Origin of the sequence: Niabella sp. (genome assembly GCF_030150205.1) — a bacterium.
Taxonomy (GTDB): domain Bacteria; phylum Bacteroidota; class Bacteroidia; order Chitinophagales; family Chitinophagaceae; genus Niabella.
Map to the genome: position 1 here is coordinate 417,352 of NZ_JASLGT010000024.1, position 18,218 is coordinate 435,569.

An 18,218-nucleotide genomic window follows, 5' to 3' on the forward strand; every position below is an offset into this window, starting at 1 on the left:
ATGGTTAAAGTTTTTTGTGCCCATATAAATAATACATTTGTGTTTTCTTAACGAGGCGATATATAAATGAGTGACAATATTTTACAACGCGCCAGAAAGACATTCCAATTAGAGGCCGACGCGCTTAATGAAGTACAGCTTTTATTGAATGATGATTTTAAGCAAGCGGTTTTGCTGGTTCATAACTGCACCGGACGTGTGGTTTTCAGCGGAATAGGAAAAAGTGCCCTGGTGGCGCAAAAGATCGTGGCTACATTTAACTCCACAGGAACGCCTTCCATTTTTATGCATGCGGCGGATGCCCTGCATGGAGACCTGGGGATGGTGCAGGAATCTGATGTCGTGATCATCCTCAGCAAAAGTGGATACAGCCCGGAAATAAAAGCCCTCGTACCCCTGGTAAAAAATTTTGGCAATAAACTGGTTGCCATTGTAGGAAACACAAATTCTTATCTCGCCCAACAGGCAGACCTCGTTTTAAATACTACGGTTAACCAGGAAGCCTGTCCGAATAACCTGGCACCAACTTCCAGCACCACCGCCCAGATGGTGATGGGAGATGCGCTGGCTACCTGCCTGATGGATCTGAAGGGTTTTAAGGACGATGATTTTGCAAAATTTCATCCGGGGGGAACATTGGGAAAAAAACTGTACCTGAGCGTGGCAGATGTCTTTCCCGGAAATGAGCGGCCCATGGTTTACGAGAACCAGTCGCTCCGGGAAGTGATCGTTGAAATTACACAAAAAAGATTAGGCGTTACAGCGGTTGTAAATGAACAAAAAGAGCTGGTTGGCATTATAACTGACGGAGATCTCCGGCGGATGCTGGAAAAAAACACCGATATTGAAGGAACTGTAGCCCATAATATTATGACACGCAACCCGAAAACGATCGAGCCCGGGGAACTGGCCGTTTCTGCCCTTGACGTGATGCGGAGAAACTCCATAACACAGCTGGCGGTTGTGGAGGATAAACGTTACCTGGGGATTATTCACATACATGACTTGTTAAAAGAAGGATTGATTTAAAAAAAGAACTATGAGTAACCGTTATGTTGCAATAATGGCGGGAGGAATTGGAAGCAGGTTCTGGCCCAAAAGCCGGACGAACTATCCGAAGCAGTTCCTTGATATACTAAATACCGGTAAAACGCTGATTCAATCTACGTATACCCGGTATAACAAAATTGTGCCGGCCGAAAATATTTTTGTAGTGACTTCTGAAGAATATAAAGATATTGTAGCAGATCAACTACCGGATCTTCCGGTAGCGAATATTGTAACCGAGCCCTTCCGGAAAAACACAGCACCCTGTATTGCCTATATTGCGTTTAAAATTCAGAAAAAGGATCCGGAGGCGATCATGATCGCCGCGCCCTCTGATAACCTGATACTGGAAGATGATGCGTTTAACGATACTGTGGAAAACGCATTGAGATTTGTAGAATCTGTTAATGCACTGGTAACCCTGGGCATCAAACCCCGGAACCCCAATACAGGATATGGTTATATACAGCATGAGACTATTGAAGCGGCACCAGGCATTTATAAGGTAAAGACCTTTACAGAAAAACCTAACATGGAACTGGCAAAAGTGTTTGTGAAGAGTGGAGATTTTTTATGGAACTCGGGCATTTTTACCTGGAAAGTGAAAAACGTCATTGCCGCGTTCGAAAAACACCTGCCGGAGATTCACGAAGTATTTGCTTCATACCAGGAGCAGTTCAATACGCCGGATGAGGCGAAGGTGATTGAAGAGATCTATGCGCAGTGCTCCAATATTTCTATCGATTTCGGCATTATGGAAAAGGCATCGAATGTGTATGTGATACCGGCTTCGTTTACCTGGAGCGACCTGGGTACCTGGAAGAGCGCGTTTGAAAACATGAGTAAGGACTATTTTGACAATGCGGTCGTGGGCCAGAATGTAATGGTATACGATACGCATAATTGCATGATCCATGTGCCCGGCGGAAAGCTGGTTGTATTGCAGGGGCTCGAAGATTTTATTGTGGCGGATACAGAAGATGTACTGCTGATCTGCAAAAAGGACCAGGAGCAGGAGATTAAAAATTATGTGGCAGATGTAAAACGAAACAAGGACGAAAAATATCTATAACATGCTCTCACAATATCCCGTTCAGTCCATTCTTTTCCTGGACATAGAAACTGTACCGCAATACGCTTCTTTTAATGAAGTACCGGAAGCCTGGAAGCATTTGTGGGAACGGAAAGCGGGAACCCTGATGCGGAACCGGGAAGAAGAAACACCGGAAAGTTTATATGAGCGCGCGGGTATTTATGCGGAGTTTGGAAAGATTGTTTGCGTTAGCTGCGGTATTGTTCAGGGCGGAGCGGGCCAGCGGAAAATGATCATGAAGTCTTTTTACGGAAGTGATGAAAAGCAGTTGCTGCAAGCCTTTTCAGAAATGCTGCAGAAATTTTCCGCAAATGAGCAAAGATATCTTTGTGCCCATAACGGGAAAGAGTTTGACTTTCCTTACCTGTGCCGCAGGATGCTGATCAATGGTGTTCCCATTCCCTTGCTTTTGAACACCGCCGGAAAGAAGCCCTGGGAGGTAAGTCATCTGGATACAATGGAGCTTTGGAAATTCGGCGATTTTAAAAGCTATACCACCCTGAACCTGCTGGCCCATGCACTGGGTGTACCAACACCAAAGGACGATATTGATGGAAGCATGGTGGCAGATGTTTTTTATAAAGAGCAGCAAATTGAACGCATTGTAACCTATTGCCAGAAAGATGTGATTACGGTTGCACAGATTTTTTTGAGAATGAACGGCGAGCCGCTGATCAGCGAACAGCATATTGAATACAAATAGCACAGTATGAATATTGAAGAGCTACGGGAATATTGTCTGCAACAACCATCTGTAGAAGAAGGGTTCCCCTTTGGGCCTGAAACCCTTGTTTTTAAGGTAAACGGGAAAATATTCCTGCTGACCGGGCTGGATAATGATCCCCTGCAATTCAACGTAAAATGTGATCCCGAAAAAGCCGAAGTACTACGCGAGCAGTATGCCTGTGTGTTGCCGGGCTATCATATGAATAAAAAGCACTGGAATACCATTGTTGTGGATGGATCGGTTTCTAACCGGTTGCTAAAAGAATGGATCACCGATTCGTATAACTTAGTGGCAAAAGTTAAGAAGTAACGCTAAGATAAAGAGAATTAAAGATTTGTAGACCTCGATCTATTTAAAAGCCATATTTAGGTTCTTTTTCTATATTAAAAAGTAAATTTGTAGAATAAAATTCTACAATGGCAGATGTTTTGGATCAGGAGATGTTTAGCTATTTTACACAGCTGAATAATGCAGAAAAGAAGTCTGTAGTACAAATGCTAAAGACTTTTCTGAAGAGTCGTCCAGAAAAAAGTGAGCGGATGAGCCCGGAAGACTATGATAAAGAACTGGAGGCTGCAATGAAAGAGGTTCTTAATAATGAAACATACAGCCACGAAGAGATCGTAAGAATAGCCCGAAACTGGTAATGGGAAAAAGGCAAATAACCTGGACCAAAAACGCCGCCCGACAATTTGAATCGGCTATAAAATACATACGCAACGATTCGCATCAGCATGCAGAAAGTGTAAAGACAAGAATATTAGAGAAAGTGCATCAATTGTCTGATGCCACACTTGTCCATCGTAAGGATCCGTTTAAAAAAAATAATGATGGGAGTTTTCGATATTTTGAAATTCTGAAATACCGGATTGTTTATTATATAAAACAAAATGAGGTTTTTATCATCCGGTTACGGCACACAAGTATGGAACCTAAAAAGTATTGAATTTTAAGAAGATGTAAGCTGCTGCTCTTGACTACTCCTGTAAAAAGCAAGAATATCTTCAAGCGTACGGCGGTCATTGCTTAAGCGCGGCACTTTATGCTGACCACCCAGTTTTCCCTGGTGATGCAGCCAGTCGATAAAAAATCCTTTGGGTAAAGCATGTACTACCGGCATTTTTAAGGCAATATCTTTATGACGCTTGGCCTCATAATCGCTGTTGATGGATTGGAGCGCGGCATCGAGGCTTTGCACAAAACGCACTGTGTTTTCGGGCGTCTTTTCAAATTCGATCAGCCATTCATGGCCGCCATTACCGGCATCAGAAAAATAAACCGGTGCGGCGGTATAATCATTTACAATAGCGCCTGTTTCCCTGCAGGCCATATGAATGGCTTTGTCTGTATTATCAATGATTACCTCTTCTCCAAAGGCGTTAATAAAATGCCGTACCCTTCCGGATACAATGATCTTAAAAGGATCTTTTGATATAAACCGGATGGTATCGCCCAGCAAATAACGCCAAAGCCCGCCATTGGTGCTGATCACGGGGGCATAATTGGTATTCAGGTCCACATCCCTTAAACCAATTGTTTGTGGCTGGGCACTGCCATATTCGCTCACCGGCATAAATTCCATAAAAATACCATGATCGGTAAACAGCAGCATGCCCTCTTCTCCCGGAACTTCCTGGGCGGCAAAAAAACCTTCACTGGCATTGTAGGTTTCGAGGTAATGGACCTCTTTTCCAATCAGTTTTTTAAACTGCTCGCGGTAGGGTGTAAAAGAAACACCGCCGTGCATATACAATTCTAGTCCCGGCCATACATCTGCAATTGTTGATTTGCCCGTGATTTCAAGGATCCGTTTAAACAAAACCAGTGTCCAGGTAGGAACCCCGCTTACGGAAGTCACATTTTCGTTAATGGCCTGCTCCGCTATTTTCTCAAGTTTTGTTTCCCAGTCGTCCATCAACGCAATGCTGAGTTCGGGTGTCCGGAGCCAATGCCCCCAGAACGGGCTGTTTTGCAGCAGCACGGCGCTCAGGTCCCCAAATTGCGCTTCTTCATTTAACGCATTGATGTTATGACTTCCACCAAGCACGAGGCCTTTGCCGGTAAGCATTGTGCTGTCCGGCTTAAACTGGTAATACATGGTCAGCACATCTTTTGCGGCCTTATAATGACAATCCTCCAGGCTTTCCTCGCTGATGGGAATAAACTTGCTTTTATCGCCGCTGGTACCGCTGCTTTTTGCAAACCACATAATGGGCGAATTCCAGAGCAGGTTCTGTTCCCCGTTCATGCAGCGTTCTATATAAGGCTTCAGATCATTATACTCATGAATAGGGATCGCTTTTTTAAAATCACGGATATTATAAAGACTGCTGAAATGATACTTTCTGCCAAACTCCGTGTATTGGGCAGAGGTCACCAGGTTCTGCAATACCTCCCGCTGGGCATCCAGGGGGTGGCTGCGCCAGCCGTCAATGCGCCATTGACGCATGCGGGCAAGAGATGATATGGCCGGACTTAAAAGAGGCATTTGCGGTTTGCAATATACTTACAAACTGAGTAAAAAGAGCCAGGCTTTTCTTTTTACTTTCCCCAAATTGCCGGCGGGGCTTTTGACCCATCCGGGTAAAATAATGGCCGTTCCGGTGCTTTTGTTTCTAAATAAAGCGAACATGTCCTAAATTTACCGGAATGAAAAAACGATTTTGCTTTTATGCGCTGGTCCTGTTGTTTGCGCAAACAGTAGCAGCCCAGGACCAACTGATTCAATATGTAAATCCGTTGATCGGAACCCGAAAAATGGGACATACATTTCCCGGGGCCACGGTTCCTTTTGGTGCGGTACAATTAAGTCCAGACACCGACACGCTGCCCTATGATGTAAACGGGAAGTATAATGCAGACGTGTATAAATATTGTGCGGGCTACCAGTACGACGATCCCACCATTGTAGGATTCAGTCATACGCATTTTAGCGGAACCGGTCATTCAGACCTGGGTGATTTCCTGATCATGCCTACTACAGGGCCGCTTCAGTTGAACCCCGGAACGGCGGCAAATCCCGAAACCGGTTATCGCAGCCGTTTTCATCACGCCACCGAAACGGCCAAACCCAATTATTATAAGGTAAAGCTCGAGGATCATAATATCCTTGCAGAGCTTACCACAACTACCCGTACAGGCGTGCATCAGTATACATTTCCACAATCGGAAGATGCCCATGTTATTCTGGATCTGATGCATGGGATCTATAACTATGCCGATAAAAATGTGTGGACCTTTATACGGGTGGAGAACGATACGCTGATCACCGGCTTTAAACAAACCAATGGCTGGGCCCGTACCCGTATCGTATATTTTGCTATGGTATTTTCAAAACCCTTCCGCTCTTATGGGTTTGCCAATTTTAAAAACTATCCGTATAAAGGATTTTACAAGCGGTTCGATCAGACAAAGAATTTTCCCGAAATGGCCGGTGAACAGATCCGCGCGCATTTTGATTTCGGGACCAGCGCGGGCGAAAAGATCGGGATCCGGTTTGCGCTTTCCCCGGTAAGCACCAAAAATGCACTTGAAAATCTTTTGGTCGAAACTTCGGGCCAGGATTTTGAAACCATTAAAAAGAAAGGCCAAAATCAATGGAATGAAGAGCTGGGCCGGATCAAAATCGAAGCCTTAAATAAAGAAGACCAGGTAAATTTTTATACGGCGATGTACCATGCTTTTTTAAGTCCGACCGTATACATGGATCGGAACCAGGAGTATAAGGGCCTCGATCAGAATGTGCATAAAGCCGATGGATTTACAAATTACACAACGTTCTCCCTTTGGGATACTTACCGGGCGCTGCATCCGTTTTTTAACCTGGTGCAGCCCAAACGGAACAATGATATGATCCGCAGCATGCTGGCCCACCAGGAGCAAAGCGTACATAAAATGCTGCCGGTATGGAGCCACTATGCCAATGAAAACTGGTGCATGAGCGGCTATCACAGTGTGCCGGTAATTGCCGATGCCATTGTAAAAGGAACAGCAGCCTTTGACGCCAATAAGGCACTGGATGCCTGTATTCAAACCGCAAATGTGCGCTATTATGACGGGCTGGATGTGTACCTGCAAAAGGGATATGTACCCGATGACGTGCGACCCAATTCGGTTTCCACCACGATGGAGTATGCCTTTGATGACTGGAGCCTGGCCCAGGCAGCAAAGAAACTGGGACGGATGGATGTATATGAAACCTTTATCAAACGGTCGCAAAACTGGAAAAATGTATTTGACCTGTCCACCGGGTACATGCGTCCCCGGCTCAGCGATGGAAGCTTCCGCAAGGATTTTGACGTGCTTTCCACACACGGGCAGGGCTTTATTGAAGGGAACGCCTGGAACTTTAGTTTGTTTGTGCCCCAGGACCCAAAGGGAATGATCGCAGCAATGGGGGGCGAAAAGCGATTCCTGCCACACCTGGATTCCCTGTTTACCATGCACCTGCCGGATAAATTTTTTGAGGAAACGGAGGACATTACCCGTGATGGAATCATTGGCAACTATGTGCATGGCAACGAACCTTCGCACCATGTGGCCTACCTGTATAATTTTACCGGTCAGCCCTGGAAAACACAGGAACGGGTGCGCATGATCCTGAAGAAACAATATCAACCGGCGGTTGATGGGTTGGGGGGCAATGATGACTGCGGGCAAATGAGTGCCTGGTATATTTTCAGTACCCTTGGATTTTATCCTTTTGCTCCCGGGTCGGAAGACTATCAGTTGGGAAGCCCGGCTATAAAGAAAGCCGTGCTTACATTGGAGAACGGAAATACATTTACCATTGATGTAAAAAATCAAAGCGACAAAAATGTATATGTGTCCAAAGTCCTGTTAAACGGACAACCGGTCGGTGGCCGGTCACTGAAGCACAGCGATATTTTAAAAGGCGGGGTATTGCAGTTCTTTATGGCGGCCAGGCCGGCGAAATAGCCCGCAAAATATATTGAGCTTAGGCTCTTCAGGAGAGGCTTTGGACTCAGGCGACCAGTGCTAATCTGACACCAATGTCGCCCGGTCACCTGAAAGCGATAGCCTCCTAAAGAAAAGCGTGCGCAGCTGTAAAATTATGCCGGCAATCAGTAGAGGTCGTTAAACCGGCAATACGGTTACTTCTATTCCTCCTGCCCGCAGTTCATCTACAATATGCGGGGAAATATTGCTGTCGGTGATGATCTGTTCAATATCCTCCAACCCACAGATCTTTCCAAACCCGCGCTTCCCGAATTTGCTGGAATCTGCCAGCACGATGGTCTTCCGCGAGGCGGCGATCATTTTACGGTTTAGTTGCGCTTCCATCATATTAGTGGTGGTTAATCCAAATTCCATATCGATCCCATCAACCCCCAGGAACAACTTACTACAGGAAAAATCTTCCAGTATTTTTTCCGCATAAATGCCGGTAACGGACGAAGAGGTTTTGCGCATGATACCGCCCAGCTGAATCACCTCAATGCCCGGGTGATGGGCAATTTCCATGGCCACATTTAATGCGGCTGTAATGACCGTTACATTTCCTTTCGGCTGAATATATTTTGCAAAATAAAAAACCGTGGTTCCGGATGCGATCAGGATACAATCGTTTGCTTCAATCAAACCCGCTGCATATTGGCCGATTTTTTCTTTCTCGGTCGATTGCATTCTCACTTTTTCAACCACGGGCCGGTCTCCAATATAAGGGTTGCTGAGGGTTGCCCCTCCGTGTGTGCGGAAAAGCTGGTTTTTATCTTCGAGAAACTGCAAATCCTTTCGGATTGTTACGGATGAAACATCCAACTCCTGGCAAAGGTCCAACACCTGTACCACACCCTTTTTTTTGAGCGTGTCCAGTATATGTTGATGACGTTCAACTAAGCTACTCATAATCTCAAAAATAATGATTCTCTTTTACTTGTAAAAGAAATAAAAGGAAAGCTTCAACTTCTTATTAAACTATTATTATTTTTTTCTTTTTTAAATATTAAGTGTTATTATTGCTTTCGAAATCTTTTGTTTTATTTTCTAAATTTGAGGTTTCGAAAAAAAAGACAACCGGAGGATAAAAATGAAGAGCGGAATTATTGATAGGGAACAGCTGTTAAAAAAGGCAACTGCAGCCGGTGCTGACTGGGATGTGGTGGTGATCGGTGGCGGAGCCTCTGGCCTTGGAATTGCGCTGGAAGCGGTAACCCGTGGATATAAAACATTATTGCTGGAACAGTTTGATTTTGCAAAAGGAACTTCCAGCCGGAGCACCAAACTGGTGCACGGGGGCGTACGGTATCTGGCACAAGGAGATATTGCCCTGGTTCGGGAAGCCAGTATTGAAAGAGGGCTGCTGCAGAAAAATGCACCGCACCTGGTAAAAAATCAAACCTTTATTGTTCCGGTGTATTCCTTCTGGGACCGCGTTAAATACACCATCGGGTTAAAAGCTTACGACTGGATCGCCGGGCGACTGTCATTGGGTGCTTCCGTATTCATTTCCCGGAAAAAGACGCTGGCCGCCATCCCCGATGTAAAGGCCAAGGGATTAGTGGGCGGTGTATTGTATCACGACGGACAGTTTGACGACTCCCGGCTGGCGCTGAACCTGGCGCAAACCATTATCGAGCAGGGCGGGGTGGCATTGAATTATATGAAGGTTACCGGGTTGCAGAAAGATGGCAATCAACAACCCTCCGGGGTGATCGTGGAAGATACGGAGCAGTCAGCTACCTATCATATAAAAGCAAAGGCGGTGATTAATGCTACCGGTGTATTTGTAGATGACATTCTCCGGATGGATAACCCGGTGGCCTCAAAAAGTGTGGTGGCCAGCCAGGGCATTCACCTTGTTTTAAGCCGGGAATTCTTTTCATCATCCCATGCGCTGATGATTCCAAAAACGGCCGACGGGCGGGTATTGTTTGCAGTGCCCTGGCATAACGAGGTTGTGGTAGGCACTACAGACACGCTTGTAGGCGCACCATCCGTAGAACCGCGTCCGCTGGAAAAAGAGATAGAATTTATACTGGAAACGGCGGGTGCATACCTGGTAAAAAAACCGGCACGTGCAGATGTGCTCAGTGTATTTGCCGGGCTACGCCCATTGGCGGCACCTAAAGAGGGCGCACAAAAAACAAAAGAAATTTCCCGTAGTCATAAGATCATGATCTCTCCGGATGGTTTGTTTACGATCATCGGGGGAAAATGGACCACTTATCGCAAGATGGGGGAAGACATGCTGGATAATGTTGAAAGTAGACTGGGATGGCCGAAAAAAGCTTCACAAACGCCGCACCTGCGGATCCATGGATTTTTTAAAGGAGTAGACTGGAATGACCCCTTTTATTTTTATGGCAGTGATGCAGCCTTTATTAAAGAAAAAAGCAATGGCCACTGGATCAGCGAGCGGCTCCGGATCAATAAGGCACAGGTAGAGTGGGCTGTATCGCATGAGATGGCCCGTACGGTTGAAGATGTGCTGGCACGGCGCACCCGGGCACTGCTGCTGGATGCGCGGGAAAGCATAAGGATCAGTGCGGATGTTGCCGCCATCATGGCCGGGGCATTACACAAAGACGAACAGTGGGAGAAGGAAGAAACCAAACGATTTAACGGACTTGCTCAGCAATATATCTTACAATAACGAATGATTAAAAGAATGCCATATGAATCGATTGTATCATGCGTTAACCGCAATGCTAGATTATGTTTTCGTTAACAACGATGTAAGTCGTCCAATGCATACCACTGGCGCTTTATATTTGGGCCCCCGTTGTGTTTTTTTAAGAGCACAAATCTATAAGATAAAAATCGGGAGAACCCTGTTAAAAAAAACAGGGTGGGGAAAATTTGCTGATGGCCGGGATTGGACATCAGTATCATCAGGCGGCGGGTCTATCAACACAACTGTTTCGTATTGCCGACCATTCGCTGCGTTTATTTACATATCAGGGATTGCTGTACCTGTTGCACACGGAGTAAGACCGCATGCAGCCGGCATGGGAATACAATGATCAGCAGGCGCTGGTACAGGTATGGAATGTCTATCAGGCAACAACCCGGGTTTATCCCGAAAGGAAAATAAAAACTTAACAATACAGGTATGACTGTTCAATCAAACATTTATCAGGTCCACCGGTTAAAGCCATTGTATTTTGTGCTTGCGCTGCTGCTGGCCCCGGTGCTTTTATTTGCACAAAGCAAAACGGTAAAAGGCATCATTACATCAAGGGAAACTTCGGAGCCTATTGTCAATGCTACCGTATTGATCCGGGGCACATCCAGGGGCACTACGACCAATACCCAGGGGCAGTATTCCATTACGGCAACCAATAATGAAGTACTGGTCTTTTCTGCAGTAGGGTATAAAGAGCAGCAGCGTAAAGTAGAACAGCAAACGGTCCTTAATGTGCAACTGGAGGAAGTAGGCAAACAGGAAGAAGAGGTGGTTGTTACGGCTTTGGGCATTAAGCGACAGGAAAGAGCGTTGGGATATGCGTTGACAAAAATTGATAGTACACAGCTTACAGATGCGGTGTCCTCTAACTGGACAGACGCACTTTCCGGAAAAGTGGCCGGTTTAAATTTAATACGCTCCGGCTCCGGTCCGGCAGGATCCAATAAGATTATTCTTCGCGGGGAAAATAATCTTACCGGCGATAATGAAGCCCTGATCGTGGTAGATGGTGTTGTGATCAATAATAGCAGCGGCAAGCGCTCTGCCAATGGATCGGATAATGTATATGCAACCGGTGCCGATAACCTCCCCGCAGATTACGGCAGTTCTTTGAATGACTTAAATCCGCAGGACATTGAAAGTGTTTCGGTATTGAAAGGTCCCGCTGCTGCGGCATTATACGGACAACGGGGAGCCAATGGTGCCATTATTATTACCACAAAGTCGGCATCTGCAAAAAAGAAAGGGCAATTAAGTGTCCGGTTTACTTCAAACGGATCAATGGAATCTATAAACAGGACCATTGACCGGCAGTATGAATACGGACTTGGCCTGGACGGGCAGCTTGATTATGACTTTGGCAAATCTGCAAACAGTTCATCCAGTTCGGCGTATGGACCTAAATTAGACGGACAGCTGTTTTATCAGTATGACCCAGTTACGCAGACAAGATCCACCGTTGCAACGCCCTGGATTGCGTATAAGAACATTGATGATTTCTGGGATGTTGGAAAAAATCTCACGAACAATTTAAGTGTGAACGGCAAGCTCGGAACTACAGCTTTTCGTGTTTCGGGAGCCATTCAAAATAATAAATGGATCGTTCCAAATACAGGCTTTGATCGTAAGTCCGCCAGCCTTTCAACTACCACGGATATTACAAAAAAGCTGAAATTATTAACCAAAGTGAACTATGGCTACAGATCCAGTGACAACCTGCCCGCTGCGGGTTATGGAAACCAATCGCTGATGTACTGGTATATGTTCTGGCAGCCCAATGCGGATTTTAACTGGCTGCGCAATTACTGGATGGGTGCTCCGGGTAGCGCCTACCCCATCGACAGTATGTACCGCAGGATCCGTTATCCCTATTCCTCTTATCCGGAAAACCCGTTTGCCATCGTAAACGAATTTATAAATAAGACAAGAAGACATAATCTAACGGGAAATGTGCAGCTGAATTATGAGCTTACCAAGGAGTTGAGTTTAATGGTGCGTGGAAACCTGGACTGGTCCAAGGATAAGCGCGAGCAGGATCGCCCTTATGATGCCGGTTCCCGGCTACCGCAGGGCTCGGTAAGAAAGCAGGATGTATATGCCCGGGAGTTGAGTTATGACTTTTTGGTACGCTATCATAAGAACCTTTCAAAAGACATTAAATTCGGGGCATCCCTTGGTGGAAGCCAGTTGAGAAATGAATACAATAAAACCGATGTAAGGGCAGACGGGTTAAAATTCCCGAAACGGGACTCTTTATGGGGCTCACCCTATCCGGCCATGTATAACCTGGATAGTAACCTGTACGGATTGATGTATATTCCGGACACCAGCCGCTACCAGATCAACAGCGTTTATGGAGTGGTTAATTTTAGTTATAAGAACTATCTTTTTTTAGAACTTACCGGAAGGCAGGACTGGAACAGTGTGCTGGCCACGGCAGACCGGACGGATAATGTGGGTTTCTTTTATCCCTCTGTAAATACCAGTTTCGTACTGTCTGATTATACCCAATTGCCGTCCTTTATCAGTTATGCCAAATTAAGAGCTTCTATCGCTCAGGTGGGAAGTGGTGCTACAACTCCATATCGAACGGCATATACCTACCTGCTTTCGCGTACCAATGGATTGTTTCCGGATAGTGCAGTGGCCAACCCGAAAACCCTGCCCAATGATAACCTGAAGCCGCTGAAAACCACAACTTTTGAATTGGGAACCGAAGTGCAGTTATTCAAAAACCGTTTAGGGTTTGACCTGGCCGTTTACTGGGGCAATACAAGGAACCAGATCCTGACAAGGACCCTGGACCGGTCATCCGGGTACGATTTTGCCATTATTAATGCTGGAAGGGTGAACAATAGTGGCGTGGAATTGTCGCTGAACGGAAAACCCATTGTAAACCGGAATGGGTTTAACTGGGATGTGTCTGCCACCTTTGCAGCCAATAAAAACAGGATCATCTCCATGCCAGACAGCGTGGTACTGCTCCGGTCTGGCCAGATCGCCAGCGGCCAGATCGTAGCTACGATTGGCGGAAGTATGGGCGATTTATATGGTTTGGGTTATCAGCGCAGCCCGGACGGGCAGGTGATCTTTGATCCGGCTACCGGTTTCCCGAAAATTACCAGCAACATTATTTATTTAGGCAATACAACACCTAAATATAAGATGAGTATCGGCAATACATTCCGGTATAAACAACTCAGCCTAAAAGTATTGTTTGATGCGCAGGCCGGTGCGGTGGGATACTCTCTCACACACTACAAAATGATCGAGCAGGGCAAATTAAAAGCCACGCTGCCGGGGCGGTATAACGGAATTGTTGGCAATGGGGTGCTGGAAGTGCTGAACGAAAAGGGAGAAGTTACCGGGTACCGGAAAAATGATGTGGTAGCATATGATGTGGACCAGTACTATCAAAATAGTATGGGATCGCTGAATGCAGAGGGCAGCACCTTCAGTACCGATTTTATCAAATTTCGTGAAGCATCCTTAAACTATGCCTTTAAACCAAGACTATTGAAAAAAATAGGATTGAGCTCTGCCCAGATCGGTATTTATGGCCGCGATCTGTTCATCTGGTCGCCCTGGCCCATCTTTGATCCGGAATTTGGTACCCTTAGCGGATCGGATATTGTTACCGGGTTTGAAGTAGGGCAGTTCCCTTCTAGCCGTACTATTGGTTTTAATTTATCTATCGGACTTTAATTGATATCGAAATGAAAAAACAACTAATTACCACATGTGTCATTTTGTTGACCTTATCAACCATATACTCATGTAAAAAAGGGTTTGAAAAACTGAATATTGACCCCATTAATATTCTTCATACCACGTCAGACAAACTGTTGGCGCCGGCATTACAAAACTCCATCTGGCCGGGAATGAGCCGGAACAGGAGCTTTACCAACGAACTGATGCAGGTTACAGTGAGCCAGAGCGATGGAGAAAATACGGTATTCCGGTATGCCTTCAGGGCCAGCCAGTCCGATTACTTATGGAATGCCTGGTATGTACAGCTGACCAATTTCCGGGATATCGACAGCTTGTCGAGCCGCGGGGATAGCCTCAATACCTCCTACCAGGGCATCGCGAGAATTTGCGAGTCATGGCTGTTTGCGAACCTGACCGATACCTATGGAGATATTCCTTACAGTGAAGCCCTTCAGGGTAGGCAGGGAAATATGCAGCCCGTTTTTGACCGGCAAAAAGATGTATACGAAGGCCTGTTTAAAAAACTGGAGGAGGCCAATGATCTGCTGGCCCAGAATCAGGCGATCGTTGCAACAAGTGACCCGGTTTATAATGGGGATGTTTCAAAATGGCGAAAACTGGGGAACTCCCTTTACCTGCGGCTATTGCTCCGGGTATCCAAAAAAGCCGAAGTGGCTCAAAAGTGCCAGGATAAGATTAAAGAAATTGCTCAAAACTCCGGCAAATACCCCATTATGACCTCCAACGCCGATTGTGCAAGGGTGCTTTGGAGCGGCGGTGTCAGCAGTACGGACCCCTATACATCGCCTTATGTGTACAATGTGCGGGTGCAGGATTTCAGAACGCCGGCCATCTGCAGTTATTTTCTCGACAGTCTCAATGCCTGGTCGGATCCAAGGTTTACTTCTGCTAAACCCTATGGATCCGGTTCCATTGGCCGCCTGGGTATTGCGCAGGCCAGTGGCGGCGGCTGGCGCGGGGTAAGAAGCGGCTACGAGCCGGGCAAGGCGGACCCGAAAGGGTGTTACTTTCAAAGCTATGACGATAAAAGCACCGGCGGGGTATGGTCCCTGCAGCAGAACCCCAATACGGGCATCATTATGCAATATGCCGAAGTGCAGTTCATACTGGCGGAAGCAGCCTTAAAGGGATGGATCGGCGCCAATCCTAAAGGGCATTTTTACCAGGGCATCGCATCGGCTATTAACTACTGGGTGCCCAATTTTCCGGAGGATACCGCGGCTGCCGACTTTAAACTGCATCTTGAGAATCTTTCCAATAGTAGTGTGATCTGGAATGACACGCTTTCAACTGCAAGAAAAATGGAACTGATCCATGGGCAAAAATATTACGCCCTCTTTTTGACAGACCTGCAGCAATGGTTTGAGTACCGGCGCACCGGTTATCCGAACCTGCATTTAGAAGACCTGAACGGCCTTCAAAATGGTAAAGTAATGCCTGCCCGGCTGGTATACCCTGTGTATGTGCAATCGGCCAACCCAACCAACTATAAGACTGCGGTGGCTGCACAGGGGGTCGATCAGATCAATACCAATGTATGGTGGCAGAAGCCATAAAAAGAAATCACATTAAAAAAATTACAGATGAAGTATATATTCAATCTTTTTTTGGTACTAAGCGTAGCAGCTGCAATCAGCAGTTGTACTAAAAATACATACGAGAACTATCCGGGCGGTGTACCCCATGATGTGGTCTCTATTTTAGATATACGTCCCCTTTATAAGGATCAGGATGTAACGCTTACTAAGGAAATGCTTTATGGGGGCACCAGGCTGGAGGCCGTCGTTATATCAGATCATACAGAAGGCAATATCCCCGGGGGGCTGCTGGTAGTACAGGACAACCGCCGCCTTAATACTTTAAGGGGCATTTCTATAGATCTGGGCGCTGCAGCAGCGGGCTATCATCCCGGAGATTCGGTAATGATCGATATTATCGGCAGTACCCTCACGCGTAAAAATGGCATCTTAACCCTTACTGGTATAACGGGCGCTATGATTACCCCCAGGGGTAAAGGCATTGTAAATATCAATGCCATCAATATAGGCCAGTTGCTGGCAAACCCTGATGACTATGAGAGTTCGCTTTGCATCATTAATAAATCCGGCTTTAATCCCGCACCCAAGCCAGGAGATGTGATCAGCGGCGCTAAAACGATCAACGATGGTTTTGGAGACCTGATACTTTATACCGAACCGGGTGTATCTTATGCAAATGATGCACCTTACGGCTTGGGAGCGTATGTGGGCATCCCTTTTAAAACGGCTGACGGATCGGTACAGCTAAGAACGAGGGAGGGCGATGATATGATCAATATGGGATCTTCGGCGCAGGATCTCATTATAACAGGAATTCAGAGCGATCCCAAGGGCGGCGATGGCGGTAATGAATACGTGCAAATGATTGCCACCCGGGATATTGATTTTTCAGTTACTCCCTACAGTATAGTATTTTGCAACAATGCCGGAACATCTACCCCAACGACGCTGATTGCCGGATGGGCTACAGGAGAGAAGCGCACGATTAAATGGAATATTACATCCGGTACTGCATCAAAAGGAAAGTTCTTTTATTTTGGTTTCCAAAACAGGAAGATCAATGGCAACTTAGGCACTGTTTCTTTCCCCGATGAAACCAATTGGTATGGGAAAACGTATAACGCTGCCACCAATGCTACTAATGCAGGAGATGGCGGACTGGTACGCGTAAGTGCTTTTTCGAACAGCGGCCCTTTTGCCAACAGCGGAAATGCCTGCGGGGTGGCCTTATTTAAAGGAACTACGGTTACAGAAACTTCGGTGCCTGAAGATGTTTTATTTATTGCTTCGGGCGGAAACACGGGTATCTATGATCCCTCCAAAAACCCCATACAGGGTTACCGCATTTGTAATAACGACTGGTATTCCATGTACTCGGTAGGTATTGATCCCGATACCTATAAACCAACAATCGTCCCTTATTTATATTATCGATCTTCCGGTAATACCACCAATATGCCTTACCCGATAAATGCAGCGCACCCCGATCCTGCTAAAGCTGATGCCGGTTTATACAGTATGATGGGTGGCGTATATAATATTACCCTGGGCCGGTGGACCACCGCCCGGAAGCAGACGGTGATCGAGCTGTTTCAAAAAACAGAAGATGATCATGTGGCGGCCACTATTGCCGATATAGAACCTGGTCGGGGCGGCCCCAATGATTCGCTTATTACAAAAATTGTGGAATAGTAACTGCCGGGTTTACTAAGCGTTTAATATGTTTTAACTTAAAGCAAATGAAACTAAAATTTAAAAGAAGGGTTCCGGCGGGCCTCGTCGTTGCCTGCATCTTTAGCGCTGTTACCAGTATCGCCCAGTCGGCTACCTGGGACAGTACCTATCGCCCCGGCAGCTATGCCTTAAAGGTGGATCAGTTCAAGGCCTTTCCAAATTCCTCAAAAGACATTGTTTTCCTGGGCAACAGCATTACAGCAGGTGTCGACTGGACGGAGCTGTTGCAAAACCCCCTGGCCCGTAACCGCGGTATCAGTGGCGATATTACATTCGGCGTGCTGGAGCGCCTGCGCGAAGTAACGGAAGGTAAGCCGCAGAAAGTGTTTATCCTGATCGGTACCAATGATATTTCCCGGAATGTTCCGGATGCCGTGATCCTGGATAACTATAAACGCATGATCCGGCAGATCAAACAGGAAAGCCCGGCTACCAAAATTTACTTTCAAACAGTGCTGCCGGTGAATAGTGATGTGCCCCCAAAGAAAAATCATTACGGAAAAGATGAACATATTACAGCCGTAAATGAAGGGTTGAAAAAACTGGGAAAAGAAGAAGGCATTACCATCATTGACCTGTATCCCCATTTTTTAAAGGACGGCAAACTGGATAAAACCCTCACCTACGACGGGCTGCATTTGAATATAAACGGGTACCGGTTATGGGCAACAATTTTAAAAGACGGAAAATACTTTTAAG

14 protein-coding genes are annotated in these 18,218 nt (G+C 46.2%); 12 read left to right on the top strand and 2 right to left on the bottom strand.

The window, feature by feature from the left end; translation table 11 throughout:
* Positions 1-66 precede the first annotated feature (66 nt).
* From Q1V85_RS18435 to Q1V85_RS25225, 6 genes are all read left to right on the top strand, one after another.
* Positions 67-1,029 carry a KpsF/GutQ family sugar-phosphate isomerase gene (locus tag Q1V85_RS18435; protein WP_300602033.1) on the top strand — a complete coding sequence of 321 codons (963 nt, stop codon included), beginning with the start codon at positions 67-69 and terminating at the stop codon, positions 1,027-1,029.
* A 10-nt stretch (positions 1,030-1,039) separates the two neighbouring features.
* Positions 1,040-2,119 (top strand): sugar phosphate nucleotidyltransferase, encoded by a 1,080-nt coding sequence (locus Q1V85_RS18440; RefSeq protein ID WP_300602034.1) that lies wholly within the window; start codon positions 1,040-1,042, stop codon positions 2,117-2,119.
* Between the two features lies 1 nt (position 2,120).
* Positions 2,121-2,843 carry a 3'-5' exonuclease gene (locus tag Q1V85_RS18445; protein WP_300602035.1) on the top strand — a complete coding sequence of 241 codons (723 nt, stop codon included), beginning with the start codon at positions 2,121-2,123 and terminating at the stop codon, positions 2,841-2,843.
* Between the two features lie 6 nt (positions 2,844-2,849).
* On the top strand, positions 2,850-3,176 hold the full coding sequence (locus tag Q1V85_RS18450) for an MmcQ/YjbR family DNA-binding protein (RefSeq protein ID WP_300602036.1): 327 nt from the start codon (positions 2,850-2,852) through the stop codon (positions 3,174-3,176).
* A gap of 107 nt (positions 3,177-3,283) precedes the next feature.
* The gene (locus Q1V85_RS18455; protein ID WP_300602037.1) at positions 3,284-3,514 is read left to right on the top strand and encodes a hypothetical protein; all 231 of its coding nucleotides are present in this window, start codon (positions 3,284-3,286) and stop codon (positions 3,512-3,514) included.
* On the top strand, positions 3,514-3,813 hold the full coding sequence (locus tag Q1V85_RS25225) for a type II toxin-antitoxin system RelE/ParE family toxin (RefSeq protein WP_366914014.1): 300 nt from the start codon (positions 3,514-3,516) through the stop codon (positions 3,811-3,813). Before Q1V85_RS18455 ends, Q1V85_RS25225 begins: the two co-directional genes overlap by 1 nt.
* A 3-nt stretch (positions 3,814-3,816) precedes the next feature.
* Here the strand turns inward: Q1V85_RS25225 and Q1V85_RS18460 are convergent, their stop codons facing one another.
* Positions 3,817-5,355 (bottom strand): GH3 auxin-responsive promoter family protein, encoded by a 1,539-nt coding sequence (locus Q1V85_RS18460; protein WP_300602038.1) that lies wholly within the window; start codon positions 5,353-5,355, stop codon positions 3,817-3,819.
* A gap of 161 nt (positions 5,356-5,516) precedes the next feature.
* Here Q1V85_RS18460 and Q1V85_RS18465 point away from each other — a divergent pair, with 161 nt between their 5' ends.
* Positions 5,517-7,805 (top strand): GH92 family glycosyl hydrolase, encoded by a 2,289-nt coding sequence (locus Q1V85_RS18465; protein ID WP_300602039.1) that lies wholly within the window; start codon positions 5,517-5,519, stop codon positions 7,803-7,805.
* A 159-nt stretch (positions 7,806-7,964) separates the two neighbouring features.
* Here the strand turns inward: Q1V85_RS18465 and Q1V85_RS18470 are convergent, their stop codons facing one another.
* Complete coding sequence (locus tag Q1V85_RS18470) at positions 7,965-8,735, bottom strand: DeoR/GlpR family DNA-binding transcription regulator (protein ID WP_300602040.1); 771 nt, start codon at positions 8,733-8,735, stop codon at positions 7,965-7,967.
* Positions 8,736-8,916: 181 nt separating this feature from the next.
* Here Q1V85_RS18470 and Q1V85_RS18475 point away from each other — a divergent pair, with 181 nt between their 5' ends.
* The 5 genes from Q1V85_RS18475 to Q1V85_RS18495 all read left to right on the top strand — a co-directional run bounded on the left by Q1V85_RS18475 (position 8,917) and on the right by Q1V85_RS18495 (position 18,217).
* A complete protein-coding gene (locus Q1V85_RS18475; protein ID WP_300602041.1) occupies positions 8,917-10,482 on the top strand; it encodes a glycerol-3-phosphate dehydrogenase/oxidase in 1,566 nt (521 codons plus the stop codon).
* Between the two features lie 459 nt (positions 10,483-10,941).
* Complete coding sequence (locus Q1V85_RS18480) at positions 10,942-14,220, top strand: SusC/RagA family TonB-linked outer membrane protein (RefSeq protein ID WP_300602042.1); 3,279 nt, start codon at positions 10,942-10,944, stop codon at positions 14,218-14,220.
* Between the two features lie 11 nt (positions 14,221-14,231).
* Positions 14,232-15,803: a SusD/RagB family nutrient-binding outer membrane lipoprotein gene (locus Q1V85_RS18485; protein ID WP_300602043.1), complete on the top strand. Its 1,572-nt coding sequence runs from the start codon at positions 14,232-14,234 to the stop codon at positions 15,801-15,803.
* 27 nt (positions 15,804-15,830) lie between these two features.
* Positions 15,831-17,477 (top strand): DUF5689 domain-containing protein, encoded by a 1,647-nt coding sequence (locus Q1V85_RS18490; RefSeq protein WP_300602044.1) that lies wholly within the window; start codon positions 15,831-15,833, stop codon positions 17,475-17,477.
* 47 nt (positions 17,478-17,524) lie between these two features.
* On the top strand, positions 17,525-18,217 hold the full coding sequence (locus Q1V85_RS18495) for a GDSL-type esterase/lipase family protein (protein WP_300602045.1): 693 nt from the start codon (positions 17,525-17,527) through the stop codon (positions 18,215-18,217).
* Position 18,218 lies beyond the last annotated feature (1 nt).